The following is an 18,236-nucleotide window of genomic DNA, read 5'->3' on the forward strand; positions in this document are numbered from 1 at the left end:
ATTTAACCTTTCTTTCCTGCAATCTTTACTTTCACTGCCTGTTTGATCGCGTATGGGATTATGTGTTTCATCTTTTCTTCGCTAGGTACCATCTTGGAACATTCTGGATGTTCACGATGTAGCTTAATTGCGTCAAATCCACATTTCGTAGTACATACACCGCACCCGATACACTTGTTCTCGTCTACGATTGAGGCTCCACACGATAAACATCTTGAAGTTTCCTTCTTGACCTGCTCTTCGGTAAAGGAGATTCTCTCATCTTTAAACGTCCTTGCCAGCGCTTCATTATATCCAATTCTCTCTCTTGGTGAATTATCGAATGACTCTTCGTTTACGCTCATATCTTTTTTATTAAATTCAACAAAGTTTCTGCGATCTCTCCCTAACGTAAGGCTTGATCGTGGCTGTACAAATCTATGAAGAGATACAGCCCCTTCTTTACCTGCGGCAATCGCATCGATAGCGAACTTCTGACCAGTGTAAACATCGCCTCCAACAAAGATATCCGGTTCGTCCGTCTGATATGTAACTGGATCCGCCTTTACAGTCCCATTTGCATTAAGTTCAATATCAGTACCTTCAAGTATCTCTCCACACTCTACCTTTTGACCTATACAGTAAATTACGGTGGTACATCTAGCAGTCACACGATCATTATCATCAAACCTTGGAGCAAATCTACCTTCGTCATCTCTCACTCTGAGGCACTTTCTAAACGATATCGCTTCACAATTATCTTCATTTTTTGAAATAGAGATTGGTCCCCATCCACCATGAATCGTTATTCCATCACGTTCACACTCACTTCTATCCTCTTCGCCGCAAGGCATCTTTTCATATTCTTCAAGGGAATACATATCCACGGCATCTGCACCAAGTCTTATGGCTGTCCTAGCAACATCGCAAGCGATATTACCACCACCGATAACAACCACTCGTCCCTTTAGTTCAGTTGCATCGCCGAGATTAACACTACGCATAAAATCGATACCAGATATAATGCCATTTGCATCAGCTCCACTTATATCTAGCTCTCCGCCAGACTGCAGTCCAACAGCTAAGTAGAATCCTTTGAAACCTTGCTCCCTTAGCTCTGGAATCGTGATATCCCTACCTACTTCAACTCCACATCTAAATTGGACACCAAGTTCTTTTAGCACATCGATTTCTGCCTCTACAACATCCTTTTCAAGTCTAAAACTAGGAATTCCATTGGTAAGCATTCCACCCATTCTGCGTTCCTTCTCGAATATTGTTGGACTGTATCCCTTTATAGCTAAATAATATGCGCAACTTAAACCAGCTGGTCCGCCACCGATTATGGCAATCTTTTCGTCAAACTCCCCACACACCTTAGGTATAACCTTATCAGGGACAAATCTTCTGTCGCTGTCAAGATCTTGCTGTGCGATAAACCTCTTCACTTCATCAATTGCTACTGCCTGATCGATAGTCCCTCTCGTACATGCATCTTCACATCTTCTGTTGCAGATTCTACCGCAAACCGCTGGAAATGGGTTCTCTCTCTTTATTAACTCTAGAGCCTCCTTATATTTTCCTTGTGCCGCAAGTCTTAAATAACCCTGAACTGCAATATGAGCAGGGCAGGCCGTTTTACAAGGAGCAGTTCCAGTTTCATAGCAATTGATGCGGTTATTGTCTCTATAATCTATATCCCATTTCTCAGGACCCCACTTCTCAAGTGAAGGCATAGAACTCTTTGGATACTTAACTTCCGACCCGTCCGCTTTACATAGCTTCTGACCAAGCTTAACCGCACCTGCTGGACAGTACTCTACACATCTGCCACAAGCAACGCAATTTTCTTTCTCTACTCTTGCAACATATGATGAGCGCGACATATTTGGAGTATTGAATAGCTGTGACGTTCTTAATGCATAGCATACGTTTACATTACAGTTGCATATTGCGAATATCTTCTGCTCTCCGTCAATATTAGTAATCTGATGAACGAATCCATTATCCTCTGCTTTTTTAAATATCTCAAGCGCCTCTTCTTTGGAAATGTATCGTCCGCCCTTCTTCGTTTCTACAACGTAATCCGCCATATCACCGACAGCTATGCACCAATCGTTAAAATCGTCAGCGCAGCCTTCGTCGTATGAACAGTTAGATTTACGGCAAGAGCATGGGCTCGCCGCATACTTGCCTTCATATTTCTCAAGCCAGTGCGAAATATGCTCAACAGAGATAGAAGTCTCCTCCATTGAAATTGCTTGCTCTACAGGAATAACATGCATTCCAACACCAGCACCCCCAGGCGGAACAATTTTAGTTACTCTCTCAAGAGGAAGAAACGTCATCCTCTCGAAAAATCGACCAAGCTCCGGATGCTCATTCATATTGGTCTCATGCATAGCTGCAAATTCACCAACTCCAGGTACAAACATAGGAACTATGTATCTCTTTTCATTCTTAGGATTTGTACCATCTAGATTCTCCCAATTATACTCGAGAATGCCCTGTTCGGACATATGATCTATGAGTTTCCTGCAGTGCTCTTCACTCATGCCAGAAAGCTTATGAATTTCTTCAAATGTCTTTGGTTTCCTCACTCCGAGTTTACTCGCTAGCTCAGCCTCCTCGTCAGAAATTAAAGCTGCCAGCCCCCAATACTCCGGGTCATCTTTTGTAATCTTCTTAAGACCTAGATGCTGTGCAGGTCTATCGGTAATCATCTTAGCAAGTTTAACTATCGGTTCGCGAATGGGGCCGTCATCCTTAACACATTCTGGTTTTTTATTTCCTTTAATCTTATCGTAATTAATCATACTGCTCTCCTATAATCACTAGAATCTGATTATGCTGCTCTCGCCATAGCCTCCTCAAAGTCACGTGTACCTTTAAATACTTCTTTTTTGTATGGATTAATGCCCTGAGCTTTTGCTCGTTTAACGATGTATGCAAATATTGCAAGGTTAATAAGAATTGAAGCGATTGCAACAACTCCACCAGCTCTAGGATTAGCGGCAGTTGGGTGAATATTGGACTTCATGAAACCATCTGCGTATAAGCTTGGTATTACGGAGAATCTGCTATAATCTTGGAACATTGGGAATACTTGTGCGAACATACACCAAGTAGCGAGTGTATTGGCACGATTCTGAATCCATCCACCTTTATTCCAGAACATCGCTGCAACAGTTGGTGCTAATAGTAGCGCAAATCCGCAGTACCACGAATGTGTTGGAAGATTTAAATACGTATACTCAAAATTCCAAATATCATAAGCTAGTATATAAGCCCATGTCATATCCGGCCATAGCATATCATCTTTCTTTTTAGACTGATAAATCCCCCACCATCCAGTCATGCAGAATATGTTTATAATGCCTGCAACACCATTGGCTACATTCCACCAGCCACCGTAAAGCCATACACCTTCAGAGGATAACCACCATCTCGTGCCTGTATTAGCCAGTGCAATAGATCCTCTTATTGCACTCTCGAAATCGCTACATACTGCGATTACTATGTTAATAGCCACAATTACAAACGGAAAGACTTTAAACCATTCGGTCTTTCCAATGCCCTTCTTGTATTTGAGCATCATAAACCCTATGCATCCTGCTGTAGCTGCATAGAGCTTAGCATAATGGAACCAGCTGGTCATATGAACGTATGTAGGGTTCTTAAGCGCCCAGGAAGCACCATTAGCCGCACCGATATAGATAGCGATAAAATAAGCAGTTAGTGCCGCCGGTAACACGAAAAAGAAAAAACAGCCTCCCGCTTTAGATCTTCTCTGAATCTCATTTGTAATAATAAGTCCTGCAAAAACCATAACCCATCCAATTAGCTGGTAAAATGAGTTATCACCATAAACCTGGAATAACATTTGGCGCCTCCTTCAATAAATAATTCGTAGCGTTTTATCCGACATCTGTGATTGATATCTTTTTATCAATTGTAATCTTGTTTCACGTTGTCCCGCAATTCAAAATATGATAGTATTTATTCTATATTAGAATATATAGCTTCGTTAATCGAAAGGCACGTTATGAATACAGAACATATAAAAGAATTTATTTTATTGGCTAGCAATCTTAATTTTAGCAAGGCTGCCGAGGATTCATTTATATCACAATCATCATTATCTAAACATATAAGAATTCTTGAGAAGGAACTCGGGGCACAATTATTTATTCGAACCACGCGATCAATTAGGTTAACTGAAGCAGGAATCATGTTTTTGCCTTATGCAAAAAAGATAATTGGACTATGCGACTCGTACTCGAATGAGTTAGAACTATTTAGCTCCAGGGATAACAACAAACTCGTTGTTGGAATTATCTCAAATCCACAGTATTACGACCTTGCAGGGTATATGATTGGATTTATGATTGCTGAACCCGATATAAATTTTAATCTTATCGAGGCAGATGAAATAGGCTTGCTAGAGATGTTTAAACAACGAAAATACAATCTATTTACGGCATTTCCTCCTAGTGAGTTAACTGGGAATTATGAGTTTCTGCCAATGGTTGAAACTAAATTTGTAGCATTAGTTAATACATCTCATCCACTCGCTAACAAAACCAGCCTATCGCTTAAGGATTTGTCTGGCGAGAAGATACTCATACCTGGGAGGAACTCCACTCTCCAGACTATTATTAAAGATGCCATGATTGCGCAGGAGCTTGAATTTTGTCCTACGTACGAAGGTAGTTCAATAGGAAGTATTGAGCTACTAAAGGCTGGAATGGGGATTTCACTTCATTCTGTTGAATTTTCGAATAATCTGCCAAATAATTCAAATATACAGGCTATACCAATTGAGCCAGATATAAAATTCGTATACGGTATAGGACATCGTCCTATAGATGAACTTTCTTCAAGTGAAAAAAAGTATTTAAACTACCTAAAGCAATTCGAATTAAAAAAAATATAGATATATGTGATATAAACAAAACATCAGCCTGCAGGTGATATCCCGCGGGCTGATATTTTTGATCAATGCATTTAGGTGATATGAATCATCGTTTTTATGTTTCGTACTAGATATGTAAATATGGAAAATTTATCGATTAACGCCTCCACTATTTCAGTTTCAGGTTTCGCTTCTTCACGCCTGCTTCCTGCCATGATTACGTATTATCTCGCGGTCGAGCACTAGCTCCTTGATGTTAACATTTACGCACTTTACCTGAAACGAAGTCATCTGCTCAATGCTGCGCTTAACGTCCCTTTGGAGGATAATGCAGGAGCGCATACAATCGACAGTCTTCCTGACCTTTAGATCCAGCTCGATTACCAGACTGCCAGTTTTACCATTGTTATAAAAATTCGTCACCCTGATGTTCCGTCGATACTTCCTAGCCACAATCCTGATAATATCACCAATTACGTTCTCATTAATCGTATAATTTCCATTATAGGCGTATTGTGGCATAACCACAGTTTTTTCATACTTATCTGTCTCATCGTTAGCGAGGTTCCAATTTTTGAGAAATCTCTGTGGGTTCATGAAATACCCTGCAAAATCTCTCTTTAAATCACCCATTGGCGCCGGAATAACGTGTTCCCCATGGTTGTAGCGACGCTCCGCTGCAAGTTTACGTTCACCGGCGCTGGTATAATCCTCTATGTATAGTCTCTCTATAGCCCTTGGTATTTCTAGTGTGTCGGTTATTATGTCCACCATATGGTCAGATGTACCGAGCACGAGTATTTTCTTAATCTTGAGGGATTTAATTTTTTTCTGTACGTCGATTCGGTGATCCTCATAATTGAAAAGTGCAGTGCGCATAGCTTTAGCTCTAGATTCACATTTTTTGGCTGATCTACCTGCCACAATTTTATTTTTATAAATCAAAAGACCATCATCAATCAGCGCCGGAATCCCCTTTTCTTTAGCAACCCTAATTGCTTGATAGCTCTTACCAGTCCCACTTTTTCCTGTAAATGAATATACCTTCATATAACATTATTCCTTGAAAACTTCACAAAAAGTTAACTTTATCAAACCCATTATACCATGATACAATGCAGATAAAGAAATTAAATGAATTGTTTATCATAGGAGGATTATTATGGCTTATAAGATTAGCGAAGATTGCATCAGCTGTGGTGCTTGCATGGATGGTTGCCCTGTAGAGGCTATTACAGAGGGAACACCTTATGTAATCGATGCAGATACTTGCATTGACTGCGGAGCTTGCGCAGATGTATGTCCAGTAGGAGCACCTGCTCAGGAATAATCCGTTAAGGATATACCAAAGGTAGCAAAAACCCCTGTGCTTTGTACAGGGTTTTTTTTATGCTCCTACCTCAAAATTTATACAAACAAAATGGCTGGGCACTGCCCAACCATTTCTTTTCTTTGAATTATGTCTAACTATTTACTTCTCAGCATCTTCTAGCTCATTGCTTCTGATTAAGAACGACAGTGTGTGTAAACTATCACTTAGATGAACATTCTCAACAGCGACATCGTTTGGCACATTGAGATCTACTGGTGCAAAATTCCAGATTCCCTCTATACCAGCATCGACAAGAACATCTGTGACTTTCTGCGCATTCTCACGGTTAACGCAGATAATCGCAATATCTATGTCATTTTCCTTTACAAAATCGCTCATCTCAGAAAAATCGCGAACAAGTACATCATTGATGCTTAGACCTACTAGCTTTGGATTAACATCGAAGAGACCAACGATATTAAATCCAATCTTGTAGTAATAAGTGTAGTTCGTGATTGCCTGACCAAGATTACCAATACCAACTACGATAGTCTTGTACTCACGGTCAAGACCTAGAATCTTGTTAATCTCATTGAATAGAGAATCAACTGAATAACCGTATCCCTGCTGGCCAAAGCCACCAAATGTATTGAGATCCTGTCTAATCTGAGATGCAGTATAACCAATAAGCTCACTTAATTCATTAGAAGAGATTTTCTTAACGCCCTGCTTACGAAGTTCGTTCAAATATCTTCTATATCTTGGTAGTCTGCGGATAATCGCATTTGATACCTTTGTATTGTTGCTTTTCATAAATACTTCCCACCCCAACTCGACAATTTTCGTGTTTCTTACTTGTGTGAATCTACGTACTCTACTAAATCCTTAACAGTCTCAAACTTTTCAGCTTCTTCATCTGGAATGTCTAGACCGAAAGCTTCCTCAACGCCAAGAATGATTTCTACAGCATCAAGCGAATCTGCTTCGAGATCTTTCATCAAGTTGGTGTCCATCTGAACCATATCAGCATCAACTCCAAGCTGCTCGACTACTATATCTCTTATTGTATCAAAAGTCATAGCTCTAACCTCCTTTTGAAATTCAACGTTAATTATAAATTATACAATCAATTCTTGCAAGTTTTTTATCAATCATATGCATATTAATCACGATAAATGTAAATAATTCCGTATATTTTTTCATATTTGTAGAGCTATAATTCGCGATTTAACAATTGATTTTATTTTTATAGTGAGGTATCCCCACATTATCAGAAAGAAAAGGCTGGGGTCATATCACGGCCCCATGCTTTTCTTCGATAAGACTCTTCCTTTTACATATTAAAAGAAATATTAGTAATGTATTAATGAGTTTTAAAAGTCTACCTCTGTATCGTAGTAGCAGGCCTTAAGTAGGTTTTCCATTTCTTCTTGATTAATTTTACGAGGGTTTGCACCGGTACAAGCATCGAGGATAGCATTTTTTGCAATCTCAGGTAATCTTGCTAGGAATACATCTTCTGGAACAAATCCTTGATCTGCTGGATAGCTATCTGCACCGTAATTTTTGATGCCGTGAGGTATATTTAAAGCGTTATTCATACCTCTCAGCCATTCAATCAGATTTTTAATCTTCTCATCTCTGCTCTCTCCACCTAACTTGAGTGTATCTGCAATTACAGCAAATCTCTCCGCAGCCCTCTCATCCTTTGCATTGAATGCGATAACCTTTGGCAGGTACATTGCATTTGCAGCACCATGGATGATATGCGCACCATAATCGTCAAATGCAGCTCCTGTCTTATGTGCCATAGAGTGTACTATACCGAGCAGTCCGCTTGAGAATGCAATTCCAGCTAGACACTGTGCATTATGCATAGCATCTCTCGCTTCCATATCTCCCTCATATGACGGAACTAGATTCTTCTGAATCATCTGTATAGCGTATAAAGCTGGTGCATCCGTGTAATCTGATGCGGCTAATGATACAAAGGCTTCTATCGCATGTGTAAGAGCATCCATTCCTGTGTGAGCTACAAGCTTCTGTGGCATCGTCTCTGCAAGATCTGGATCGACAATAGCTACATCTGGTGTAATCTGAAAATCTGCGAGTGGATATTTGATACCCTTATCATAGTCAGTAATTACGGAAAAAGCAGTAACTTCTGTAGCCGTTCCCGATGTAGAGGATACTGCGCAAAAGTGCGCCTTCTTTCGAAGCTCAGGAAGACCAAACACCTTGCACATATCTTCAAATGTACATTCTGGGTACTCGTACTTAATCCACATAGCCTTCGCAGCGTCAATTGGAGAGCCTCCACCAATTGCAACAATCCAGTCAGGCTCAAATTCGAGCATCTTACGGGCACCATCCATCACTGTAGTTACAGATGGATCTGACTCAATTCCCTCGATTAGAGCAACCTCCATACCCGCTTCCTCCAGATATTGCTGAGCCTTATCTAGGAAACCGAACCTCTTCATGCTTCCGCCACCAACGCAAATAACAGCCTTCTTACCTTTTAGCGATTTAAGTGCTTCCAGAGCACCCTTTCCATGATATAAATCCCTAGGATTTGTAAATCTCATCATCTCAAATACCTCCTCAGTAAAACTTACTATTTTGATACAATCTTAACGATATTGTCTCATGAAATCAATATTTGCTGCAAATTGTTATCACTGATAGATTTGTCATATATTATAAATATTTTTTATGAAATTATAATTTTATTTCATTTAGATTAATCATTTTATTAAGTTAGGGTCTTACTATTTCCGCTGCACTTTGCATCAGTTGTGCTATTAATCCGATTAGTATACTGGATAATCATCGTTCATGAAATTATAAACAGACATGGAAAAAGGGCTGCCGACTGCAGCCCTTCACACATTATTAAGATTATTCAACTATCAGTCTTCCTGTAAGCTGAGCCATTCGTCGTAAATGCTCTCGAGTTCGGTCTTGTACTCATCAGCCTTGTCACCAGCCTCCCTGAGATAGAACACATCAGAAGCATGTTCAGGCTTACACATTTCAGACTCGATATCATCAATCTTGGCCTCTATATCGTGAATAATCGCTTCTAATTCAGAGACCCTGCGAGATCTGCGCCTCTCTTCAGCTTCTCGTTCCTTCCTGCGTCTACGCTCTTCTTCAGCGCTTAGTTCATCATTTGTATTTTCATCGTCACCAATATCGTTATCTTGCTTGTCAAACTCTGAACTTTTCTCGAGATAGTAATCAAACTTGCCTTTGTATTCCCTTATTCCTTCGTGTCTTAGCTCGAGGATTCTGTCGGGAATCTTACTGAGAAGATATCTGTCGTGAGATACGATGAGAACTGTCCCTTTGAATTCCATAATTGCCGCCTCAACAATTTCCTTTGACTCAATATCAAGATGATTGGTCGGTTCGTCGAAGATTAGGGTATTAGCCCCGGATAACATTAGCTTTAGAAGCGACAATCTCGCTTTTTCTCCGCCTGAAAGCGACGAGACGCTTTTGAATACATCGTCACCTCTAAATAGGAATCTACCGAGGATATTTCGCATTTCCGTGTCGGTATAGAGATGATATGCGTTTTTCATCTCACCTAATACAGTCTCGTTCTCATCAAGTAAAAGCTGCCCCTGGTCATAATAGCCAAAATCAACATTATATCCGATTTTTAAATATCCTTCATCTGCTTCTTCCTCGCCCATGATGATGCGCAGCAGGGTGGTTTTACCTACACCATTCTCTCCGATAAAACATATCTTCTCTCCACTTTTGATATCAAACTTGACATCCTTAAAGAGCTGCTTCTCTCCAAAGCTCTTAGACAGCTCTTCTGTCATGATTACATCCTTACCACTCTGAAAGTCAGCATCAAATGATAGTTTCAGTTCGGCCTGCTTAAGTGACGGTCTATCCAGCACTTCTAAATGCGCAAGCCTCTTCTCTCTAGACTGTGCCCTCTTGACAAGATGTTCCGTATTATGCTGCTTAAATCTGCGGATTATTTCTTCCTGCCTAGCGATTTCTTTCTGTTGCTTTTCGTACTCTCGTCTCATCACCTCTTCGCGCTCACTACGCTTTACGAGGTATTCTGAGTAATTCCCGCGATAATCTACAAGGTGCGTCCCTCGCATATCAAATATGCGATTCACTATCCTATCCAAAAAATATCTGTCATGAGATACAACGATTATCGTCCCTTTATAAGTCTTTAGGAATGACTCGAGCCAAGCAAGCATCTTAAGATCGAGATGATTAGTTGGTTCGTCAAGCATGAGGATATCTGGCTTTTGAAGCATCATACAAGCCAGTGCAAGTCTGGTTTTCTCACCGCCAGAAAGCATGCTTATCTCCTTATCGTGAGTATCTGCACCAAATCCCATACTCGCCAGTACACCGATTAGTTCGCTCTTGTATGAATATCCACCAATAGCTTTATACTCATCCATAAGGTGGGTATAGGCTTCTAGATCTTGATCAAATCTCGGATTATTCGTATCAGAGATTGCCTTCTCCAGGCTTGAAATCTCCGCTTCCATCTCATAAAAGTGCGTAAAAGTCTTCGCAGCTTCCTCGATAACTGTTCCTTCTGAGAAAAAGTGATCCTTCTGTTTGAGATACCCGACGACATACCCACTGCGGATAAAAACATCGCCGCTAGTCGGTTCATTCTCGCCTGCAATTATGCTTAGCAATGTGGTTTTTCCAGCTCCGTTCGGACCGACTATTCCAACTTTGTCTCCTTTATTTACAGAAAACGAAACATCCTCTATGATGATGTCAGTTCCGTACGACTTGCATATATCTTTTGCCGACATTACAAGCATAGTTAAAACTCCAGTCCGGGGCACGCATCTAATGACATGTCCGCGAACTCTCCTTTCTTCATCTGATAGTATGCAGAGCAAGCGATCATCGCACCGTTGTCTGTGCATAGGATCTGAGCTGGCTTAAGAATCTCGATTCCAGCTGCTTCGCCCTTGCTCTCAAGCAATTCTCTAAGCCTGCTGTTAGCAGCAACGCCACCAGCCACTACGATTTTATTATTTCCATAAGAAGTAGCCGCGCTGATTGCCTTATCTGCAATAACTTCCATAATTGCTTCTTGAAACGAAGCTGCCAAATCAGGTATATTTATATCTCTTTCTGCCTGTCTTTCACTATTTATGTAGTTTAGTACCTGCGTCTTGAGACCGCTAAAGCTGAAGTCATAGCTTCCATCATTGAGATACACCCTTTTAAATTTGATAGCATCTCTATCCCCTTCGCGAGCAGCTTTATCTATCTTTGGTCCACCTGGATATCCTAGTCCGACTACCCTAGCAACCTTATCCAAAGCTTCACCTGCAGCGTCATCTCTAGTCGCTCCAAGTATTTTACACTCGTTGTAATCATCGACTTTTATGATGTTGGTGTGTCCACCAGAGACCACGAGTCCAATGAACGGTGGCTCAAGCTCCTTATAGTCTAGATAGTTCGATGCGATATGACCATGCATATGGTTTACCCCCACTAGCGGAATGTCGCGAGCCCACGCCATTGCCTTTGCCGTTGCCACTCCAACAAGTAGCGCACCAACCAGTCCTGGCCCATAAGTTACTCCTATGAGGTCTACCTTATCCATAGTAACTCCAGCTTCATCTAGCGCTTGCTCTATTACATCGTTGATATTCTCAAGGTGACGCCTCGAAGCAATTTCAGGTACTACACCACCAAACTTAGTGTGTATGTCAATCTGCGATGAAATGACATTTGCTAGAACCTCACGTCCGTCTGCAACTATGCCTACTGCCGTCTCATCACAGCTCGATTCTATTCCCAGTGTAATATGCTTATTATTATGCATAACCACCTGTCTCCCTCTTCATAATCAGCGCATCCTCACCATTATCTAGATAATACCCTGGACGCACTCCGCACTCATTAAATCCGTATTTTTTGTAAAGCTTTATCGCAGGCATGTTGCTAACTCTCACCTCGAGGTTTATAGTTGCCACGCCACTTGTTGAAAGCATTTCAATCATAGCGAGCATAATCGCATCACCTATTCCCTTCCTTCTGAAGTCAACTCTCACTGCGATACTGTTAAGATCAGCTTCATCCAGAACTGTCCAAATATCAGCATATCCTGCAAATTCGCCTTCATACTCAGCCACAATCACGAACGCACTATCGTTTTCAAGTATATCGTAGCTAAGTGCCTCCTTGCTCCATGGCATTGCAAACGTCTGCACATCAAGCTCATATATATCATCAAGATCTGAGGACTTTGCAATTCGGACTCTGATCTTAGTCTTATCCCGATATGTTTCCATTATCATCTAAGCTTCCCTATCTTGCTACTGAGAGTACCGGATTCAAGTCTCATCTCAGCTTCACTCTTTCTCATATAGTTAGGAAGAAGATAATCATAAGTGATTGTATTGTTACTGTTATATTTTTGAAGTGCTAGCCCAGCCACTGACGAAGCATCTTGATAGCGCCACTCCTCATCAGCTAATCTATATAATCCAGCTTCACGAATTTTATCTTCATATGCATCTATGCCATCACCAACAAAGATAATCTGCTTCTCCTCAGAATCGATTTTATCAATCTCTTCCAAAAACTCATCTGTCATGTACTGCCTCTCACTAAGTACAGCATTATATCTGGCGCCATCTCTCTCAAAAAGTGCACCGTAGAGCTGTCCTCTCCTCGCATTGATGATAGGTGCGAAAAATCTTACTTCCTCACCCACATGAGCGTCAGCAAGAGCCGCCATTCCCTCTAGAGAAGATATCGAAATACAAGGTATATTAAGCATCTCGGCGATTCCCCTCGCACTAGATACCCCAATTCTTATACCTGTAAACGAGCCTGGACCTATAGAAGCCGCCACTGCTTCGATGGAATTAGTTCCAATCCCTTCTGCCTTAAGGCATCCATCAGCAAGTAGCATGATATCCTTAAGGTGATTCATTTCTTCATGGGAGCTTTTTGATGAGATTCTGCCATCTCCATCTATGAGTGCAGCTGAACCATATTTTCCTGTTGTCTCAATGCTTAGAATATACATCTATAAACTCGCTCCCCCTGTTTTTCACCATACTCTATCAATATTACCTTTGCTTTCTCAGGTACAACATCCGCCACTATATCAGCCCACTCAATTATGCATACTCCATCAGAATAGAAATATTCATCAGCTCCGATATCGAGAAGTTCATCACCACTCGATAATCTATACACATCAAAATGGAAGAGCGGTATTATACCGCTCTTGTGTTCCTTAACAATATTGAAGGTTGGACTATCGATATTCTCAGTAACCCCAAGCCCCTTTGCGATATACTTCGTCAAAGTAGTCTTGCCAGTTCCAAGATCTCCAATAAGAGCCACAATATCGCCCGGCTCCAATGAGGAAGCCAATTTCATTCCAAACTCTTCAGTGTCATGCTCATTTTTTATATAAACAATCCGTTCCTGAACACCCATTTCTCTTCCTATACCTACTTACAACAAAGCTTATATATGGTCGAGGCATATATCTTTGCCATCTTGTCATACGAATCAAGAGAGATTCTCTCATCTGTCATATGCATGCAATCATCTTCCCACGGAAAGAGTCCTCCGAATGCTAATACACCATCAAAGTGCTTAGCATATGTTCCGCCACCGATTACTACTGGTTCACTATCTAAATCTCCCGAGTAATCTCTATATGCTTCCATCAGAGTTTTTACAAACTCGTCTTCTGGATCAATATATATCGCTTTATCGTCTGTACCCTTTACTATGCCTTGATTTGGTCCTAATACACTTTCAATACCTTTCATAACTGCTGAATTCTCATACGTTACGGGGACTCTAATGTTCATCTTCATAGTGGCAACTTCATCATTAATATCAATCGTTCCGACGTTTACGATTACCTTACCTGATTGATTATCTTCAAACTGACATTCTAAGCGTTCACCATTTAAATCAAATCCGATATGCTCATTATAGAAATCGATAAACTCAGTTACCTCATCTCCAGAGAGGTCAAGCTTACCAAGGAATTCCATAAGAATGCTTATAGCATTGAGTCCTTTCTCTGGCATTGAGCCATGTGCCGAGGCTCCATGAGCCTCAACGGCTAATGATGTCCCAGTCTTTTTAGCGGTAACATCATACCCGCTCTCTTTACTATATGATTTAGCGAGTGCAATAATATCGTCATATCTTGCTCTCTCATCTGAAGCTATAACTGCTCTAGCATGCGCTGGAACTGCATTTGCTGCCAGTCCACCTTGAACCTTGCTCAGCACAATCCCTTCCTTCACTGTATGCTTCTTGAGCTTCTGCGCGATATCAAAGATAAGAATACCCTTCTCCCCATTAATAACAGGAAAATCAGCATCTGGGGTAATCCCAAAATCAGGCATCTTTGCCACTTCTCTATAATGGATCGCGCTTTCCTTGCCAGTCTCCTCATCGAGACCAGCGATCAGCTTAATTGTCTTCTTAGGTGTAATGCCTGCATCTTTAATTGCTTTCATAGCAAAAAGTGCAGCGATAACAGGTCCTTTATCGTCAGCTGTTCCTCGTCCATACATAAAACCATCTTCAATCACAGGATTAAATGGTCCATACTTCCAATCATCAGCCACCGGAACTACATCGAGGTGTCCAACTATACCGAATGATTCTTCGCCTGGCTCTCCAGGAAAAACGATTTCTCCAACGTAATTATCATAGTTGTGGACCTCGAATCCCATGCTCTCACCAAGTTTAAGCAGCTCTGTAAGAGACTCCTGAACGCCCTTTCCAAACGGGTAAAGCTCCCCTTCAGGTGTTCTTACTGGTTCTGACTTTACACTGTCAATTCTTACTTGTTTTGCAAGCTCTTCAATCATTTCAGAATTTGAATTTTCTAAGTACTCTATATAATTCATTCTACTACCTCTAACTGCAAAGTATATCACACTAAACATTACTTCAAATGCTTGATTATACTTGATTTACTTACTTAATCTTTCCCATATTTTCCGCTGTGGTCTTGTCGTTAGTCACATACAGCGAAATAACCTTTCCAGACTTAATTGTTGATAGGTTTACTGATTTTATAGGATTTCCATATTCATCAAAAGTGAACACACCGGTCGCACCTCTGACATTTGATAATTCTGACAAAGCTTTTCGTATTTCGACTGGATTCTTAGAATTTGCTCTATTGATAGCATTGATGGCCAGCAAATATGAATCATATCCAAGAGCGGCATTACTCGTTGGTTCGGAATCATTACCGTACTTCTTTGCATACTCAATAATAAATCTCTGAGTCTCAGCCGTTACGGACTTTGTCGTCGTTTTTCCACCGCTGAACACGGAGTCCGACGGAAATACAACTTTAATCTTTGGATGGCTCTTCATCATCGCTATAAAGTCTTCATTATTCCAGTTTGAGCTCCCTACAAATGTTATCTTCTTCTCTAGATTTTCTTTTTCTATTTCTGAAAAGAGCTTATCGGAATTCTCTGCGCCAAACGGTACAACCACAACATCTGCATCAGATTTCTTTATACTTTTAACTAGCTTTCCATAGTTTTCAAAATCGACATCAACAGCCTTCTTGTAGACTATGGATGAAGCGCCGGAAGAGTCACCTGCTGAACTCTGCTCTAGCTCACTAATCTTGGAGTTGAAGCCTCTCTGCATGGCAGTGTTAGCACTATCATTCTTCATGGATATCGTTGCAATTTTTCTTGATCCAAGCACACTGTACACGTATTCGGCTAGACCTGCTCCGCGCTGTGATTCGGTAATAGATGCCCTGAAATAATACTTGTTGTTCTCCGTAATCAGCGGATTGACTGCAGACGGCGTAATAGTCGGAATCTTTGCTGCCTCAATATATGGTGATGCAACCATAGAGTTTGCCTCACCGGCACTCCCAAGTATTACAGTTGGTTTCATCTTGATGAGGTTCTGTATCGCACCTTTTGCTGAATTGACATCAGACTGGTTATCGACTCTAACGAGTTTAATCTTAATTCCATTTACATTGCTATAAATAGAATTTGCGAGCTCAATTCCTCTGATTTCCTCTTCACCTTGTTCTTTAAATTCTCCAGAACTAGGTTCATATATACCGATGGTTATGGTGTTATCATCACCAACTACCTGCTTATCTACAAAAGTCTTTTTGAAATTGTCAAAGGTCGTGCATCCACCAAGTACACTAGCTATCATTATCAGTAATAACATGATGGATACCGCTTTAAGTTTCTTCTTATTACTCAATGTTCAAAGCCTCTTTCATCTCTGCATGTGTTTCAATATTATTAATCTTACCACGGAGTTTAGCTGCTCCCTTCACCCCTTTAGTATACCATGCGACAAACTTCCTCATCTCTCTTACCGCAGAATATTCATCCTTAAGTTGAACCAGTTCGTCTAGGTGTCTAATCATCATCATGCTAAGTTCTCTTACAGTTGGACGAGGTGGTGCCTCCTCGCCATGGAAGGCTGCATTTAATTCTTTAAATATCCAGGGATTTCCCATTGCACCTCGTGCTACCATGACAAAGTCGCATCCTGTCTCCTCCATCATGCGCACGCCATCTTTACCTGTAAATACATCGCCATTACCTATAACTGGTATACCTACAGCTTCTTTGACCCGCCTTATGATATCCCAGTCAGCATTGCCTGAATAGTATTGTTCCCGCGTTCTCCCATGAACTGCAACAGCAGATGCCCCTGCACTTGATATGGCCTTTGCAACTTCTGCTGCATTGATAGACTCCTCATCGAATCCTTTTCTTATCTTAACAGTAACTGGTTTCTCAGAATTTTTCACAACCGCATATACGATATCATAGACAAGGTCAGGGTTCTTCATTAGAGCTGCACCATCACCATTTTTTACAACCTTAGGTACTGGACAGCCCATATTAATATCGAGAATCTTATTGGGTTCTGAGTTCAAAGCCGATGCAGCATACGACATCACATCAGGTTCACTGCCAAAAATTTGGACTGCTGTTATTCCGGATTTCGGAGGTATATATAGGAGTTTTGGCGTTTTCCTATCTCCATAATATAAACCTTTTGCACTCACCATTTCAGTGCACGTCATCGCCGCCCCCTGCTCCTCGCATAGTCTTCTCATAACTGCATCCGTGACACCTGCAAGCGGTGCTAACAAAAATGGATTTGGTAGCTCAACATCACCAATAATATATCTCGTATCTGACATTAGTTGCGTTTCTTTCTCTGTGATTTGTTCTTTTCATAGATGAGCACTAGACCATCGAGCGTAAGTCTCTTTTCAATGACATCTATGCACTTTACTCCATTCTCTACCATTGGAGCAAGCCCACCTGTCGCAATGACTTTAATGGCATCGTAATCCTTCCCGTAGTTTTCTACGAGCTCTTTCTTCATGCCTTCAACGATGTATTCGGTAAGCCCCATATGACCATATACTAGTCCCGACTGCATGCCTTCAATGGTATTCTTACAAATCATATTTCCTGGGACCTCTAGATCTACATGTGGTAGCTTAGCTGTCTGCTCAAAAAGTGCCTTAGCTGAAATTTTTATCCCGGGTGCAATCGTACCACCTAGATAGTCTCCGTCCTCAGTTATCGCGCAGAAAGTCGTAGCTGTTCCAAAATCGATGACAATTAGCGGATTCTTATACTTGTGATGTGCTGCAACGGCATTCACAATCCTGTCAGAACCGATTTGGCGCGGGTCGTCACACTTAATCTTGAGCCCCGTCTTCACACCCGTCTCAACAACAAGCGGTGATACGTGCAAATACTTATAGCACATGTGCTGTAAGGCAAAAAGCAGCGAAGGCACGACAGTGGATATAATCACATCGTCAATGTCAGATGGGTCTATCCCCTCATGTCTGAACATCTGCTCGACCAGAATCCCATACTCGTCTGCACTTCGCCTGCTATCTGTAGCAAGTCGCCAGCTGGTAATGAGCTGCGACTTGCTGAACACGCCTATCACTATATTTGTATTTCCTACATCTACAGCTAGAAGCAT

17 protein-coding genes and 1 pseudogene are annotated in these 18,236 nt (G+C 41.1%); 3 read left to right on the forward strand and 15 right to left on the reverse strand.

The window, feature by feature from the left end:
* Positions 1 to 2 precede the first annotated feature (2 nt).
* Both Q7O90_RS02245 and Q7O90_RS02250 read right to left on the reverse strand, forming a co-directional pair.
* Positions 3 to 2,795, reverse strand: coding sequence for an FAD-dependent oxidoreductase (locus Q7O90_RS02245; RefSeq protein ID WP_304126927.1), 2,793 nt, complete (start codon positions 2,793 to 2,795; stop codon positions 3 to 5).
* A 29-nt stretch (positions 2,796 to 2,824) separates the two neighbouring features.
* Positions 2,825 to 3,862, reverse strand: a complete 1,038-nt coding sequence (locus Q7O90_RS02250; protein ID WP_304126929.1) for a DUF5692 family protein — start codon at positions 3,860 to 3,862, stop codon at positions 2,825 to 2,827.
* A gap of 162 nt (positions 3,863 to 4,024) precedes the next feature.
* Between Q7O90_RS02250 and Q7O90_RS08220 the strand changes: the two are divergent.
* Together Q7O90_RS08220 and Q7O90_RS02255 are read left to right on the forward strand one after the other, a co-directional pair.
* Positions 4,025 to 4,195 (forward strand): annotated as a pseudogene (locus tag Q7O90_RS08220) (LysR family transcriptional regulator); the annotation flags it as partial.
* 15 nt (positions 4,196 to 4,210) lie between these two features.
* Complete coding sequence (locus Q7O90_RS02255) at positions 4,211 to 4,915, forward strand: LysR family transcriptional regulator substrate-binding protein (RefSeq protein ID WP_304126932.1); 705 nt, start codon at positions 4,211 to 4,213, stop codon at positions 4,913 to 4,915.
* 174 nt (positions 4,916 to 5,089) lie between these two features.
* Here the strand turns inward: Q7O90_RS02255 and Q7O90_RS02260 are convergent, their stop codons facing one another.
* The gene (locus Q7O90_RS02260; RefSeq protein WP_304126934.1) at positions 5,090 to 5,944 is read right to left on the reverse strand and encodes a hypothetical protein; all 855 of its coding nucleotides are present in this window, start codon (positions 5,942 to 5,944) and stop codon (positions 5,090 to 5,092) included.
* Positions 5,945 to 6,056: 112 nt separating this feature from the next.
* Between Q7O90_RS02260 and Q7O90_RS02265 the strand changes: the two genes are divergently transcribed.
* Positions 6,057 to 6,224 carry a DUF362 domain-containing protein gene (locus tag Q7O90_RS02265; RefSeq protein ID WP_106056437.1) on the forward strand — a complete coding sequence of 56 codons (168 nt, stop codon included), beginning with the start codon at positions 6,057 to 6,059 and terminating at the stop codon, positions 6,222 to 6,224.
* A gap of 141 nt (positions 6,225 to 6,365) precedes the next feature.
* Here the strand turns inward: Q7O90_RS02265 and Q7O90_RS02270 are convergent, their stop codons facing one another.
* The 12 genes from Q7O90_RS02270 to Q7O90_RS02325 form a co-directional block, all read right to left on the reverse strand.
* A complete protein-coding gene (locus Q7O90_RS02270; protein ID WP_304126936.1) occupies positions 6,366 to 7,019 on the reverse strand; it encodes a redox-sensing transcriptional repressor Rex in 654 nt (217 codons plus the stop codon).
* Between the two features lie 38 nt (positions 7,020 to 7,057).
* Positions 7,058 to 7,285: an acyl carrier protein gene (gene acpP, locus Q7O90_RS02275; protein ID WP_106056433.1), complete on the reverse strand. Its 228-nt coding sequence runs from the start codon at positions 7,283 to 7,285 to the stop codon at positions 7,058 to 7,060.
* Between the two features lie 294 nt (positions 7,286 to 7,579).
* Positions 7,580 to 8,797 (reverse strand): iron-containing alcohol dehydrogenase, encoded by a 1,218-nt coding sequence (locus Q7O90_RS02280; protein WP_304126938.1) that lies wholly within the window; start codon positions 8,795 to 8,797, stop codon positions 7,580 to 7,582.
* A 321-nt stretch (positions 8,798 to 9,118) separates the two neighbouring features.
* Complete coding sequence (abc-f, locus tag Q7O90_RS02285; RefSeq protein ID WP_304126941.1) at positions 9,119 to 11,032, reverse strand: ribosomal protection-like ABC-F family protein; 1,914 nt, start codon at positions 11,030 to 11,032, stop codon at positions 9,119 to 9,121.
* A 2-nt stretch (positions 11,033 to 11,034) separates the two neighbouring features.
* Positions 11,035 to 12,051, reverse strand: coding sequence for a tRNA (adenosine(37)-N6)-threonylcarbamoyltransferase complex transferase subunit TsaD (gene tsaD, locus Q7O90_RS02290; RefSeq protein WP_304126943.1), 1,017 nt, complete (start codon positions 12,049 to 12,051; stop codon positions 11,035 to 11,037).
* Positions 12,044 to 12,526, reverse strand: coding sequence for a ribosomal protein S18-alanine N-acetyltransferase (rimI, locus tag Q7O90_RS02295; RefSeq protein ID WP_304126945.1), 483 nt, complete (start codon positions 12,524 to 12,526; stop codon positions 12,044 to 12,046). The genes tsaD and rimI overlap by 8 nt, the downstream gene beginning before the upstream one ends.
* The gene (tsaB, locus tag Q7O90_RS02300; protein ID WP_304126947.1) at positions 12,523 to 13,263 is read right to left on the reverse strand and encodes a tRNA (adenosine(37)-N6)-threonylcarbamoyltransferase complex dimerization subunit type 1 TsaB; all 741 of its coding nucleotides are present in this window, start codon (positions 13,261 to 13,263) and stop codon (positions 12,523 to 12,525) included. Before tsaB ends, rimI begins: the two co-directional genes overlap by 4 nt.
* On the reverse strand, positions 13,251 to 13,682 hold the full coding sequence (tsaE, locus tag Q7O90_RS02305; RefSeq protein ID WP_304126949.1) for a tRNA (adenosine(37)-N6)-threonylcarbamoyltransferase complex ATPase subunit type 1 TsaE: 432 nt from the start codon (positions 13,680 to 13,682) through the stop codon (positions 13,251 to 13,253). The genes tsaB and tsaE overlap by 13 nt, the downstream gene beginning before the upstream one ends.
* A gap of 14 nt (positions 13,683 to 13,696) precedes the next feature.
* Complete coding sequence (pepV, locus tag Q7O90_RS02310) at positions 13,697 to 15,124, reverse strand: dipeptidase PepV (protein ID WP_304126951.1); 1,428 nt, start codon at positions 15,122 to 15,124, stop codon at positions 13,697 to 13,699.
* 70 nt (positions 15,125 to 15,194) lie between these two features.
* Positions 15,195 to 16,472 (reverse strand): ABC transporter substrate-binding protein, encoded by a 1,278-nt coding sequence (locus Q7O90_RS02315; RefSeq protein WP_304126953.1) that lies wholly within the window; start codon positions 16,470 to 16,472, stop codon positions 15,195 to 15,197.
* Positions 16,465 to 17,430: a tRNA dihydrouridine synthase DusB gene (gene dusB / locus Q7O90_RS02320; protein ID WP_304126954.1), complete on the reverse strand. Its 966-nt coding sequence runs from the start codon at positions 17,428 to 17,430 to the stop codon at positions 16,465 to 16,467. The genes Q7O90_RS02315 and dusB overlap by 8 nt, the downstream gene beginning before the upstream one ends.
* Positions 17,430 to 18,236: a type III pantothenate kinase gene (locus Q7O90_RS02325; RefSeq protein WP_304126957.1), complete on the reverse strand. Its 807-nt coding sequence runs from the start codon at positions 18,234 to 18,236 to the stop codon at positions 17,430 to 17,432. Before Q7O90_RS02325 ends, dusB begins: the two co-directional genes overlap by 1 nt.

Source organism: Mogibacterium diversum, from assembly GCF_938028775.1.
In the GTDB taxonomy this organism is placed as follows: Bacteria; Bacillota; Clostridia; order Peptostreptococcales; family Anaerovoracaceae; genus Mogibacterium; species Mogibacterium diversum_A.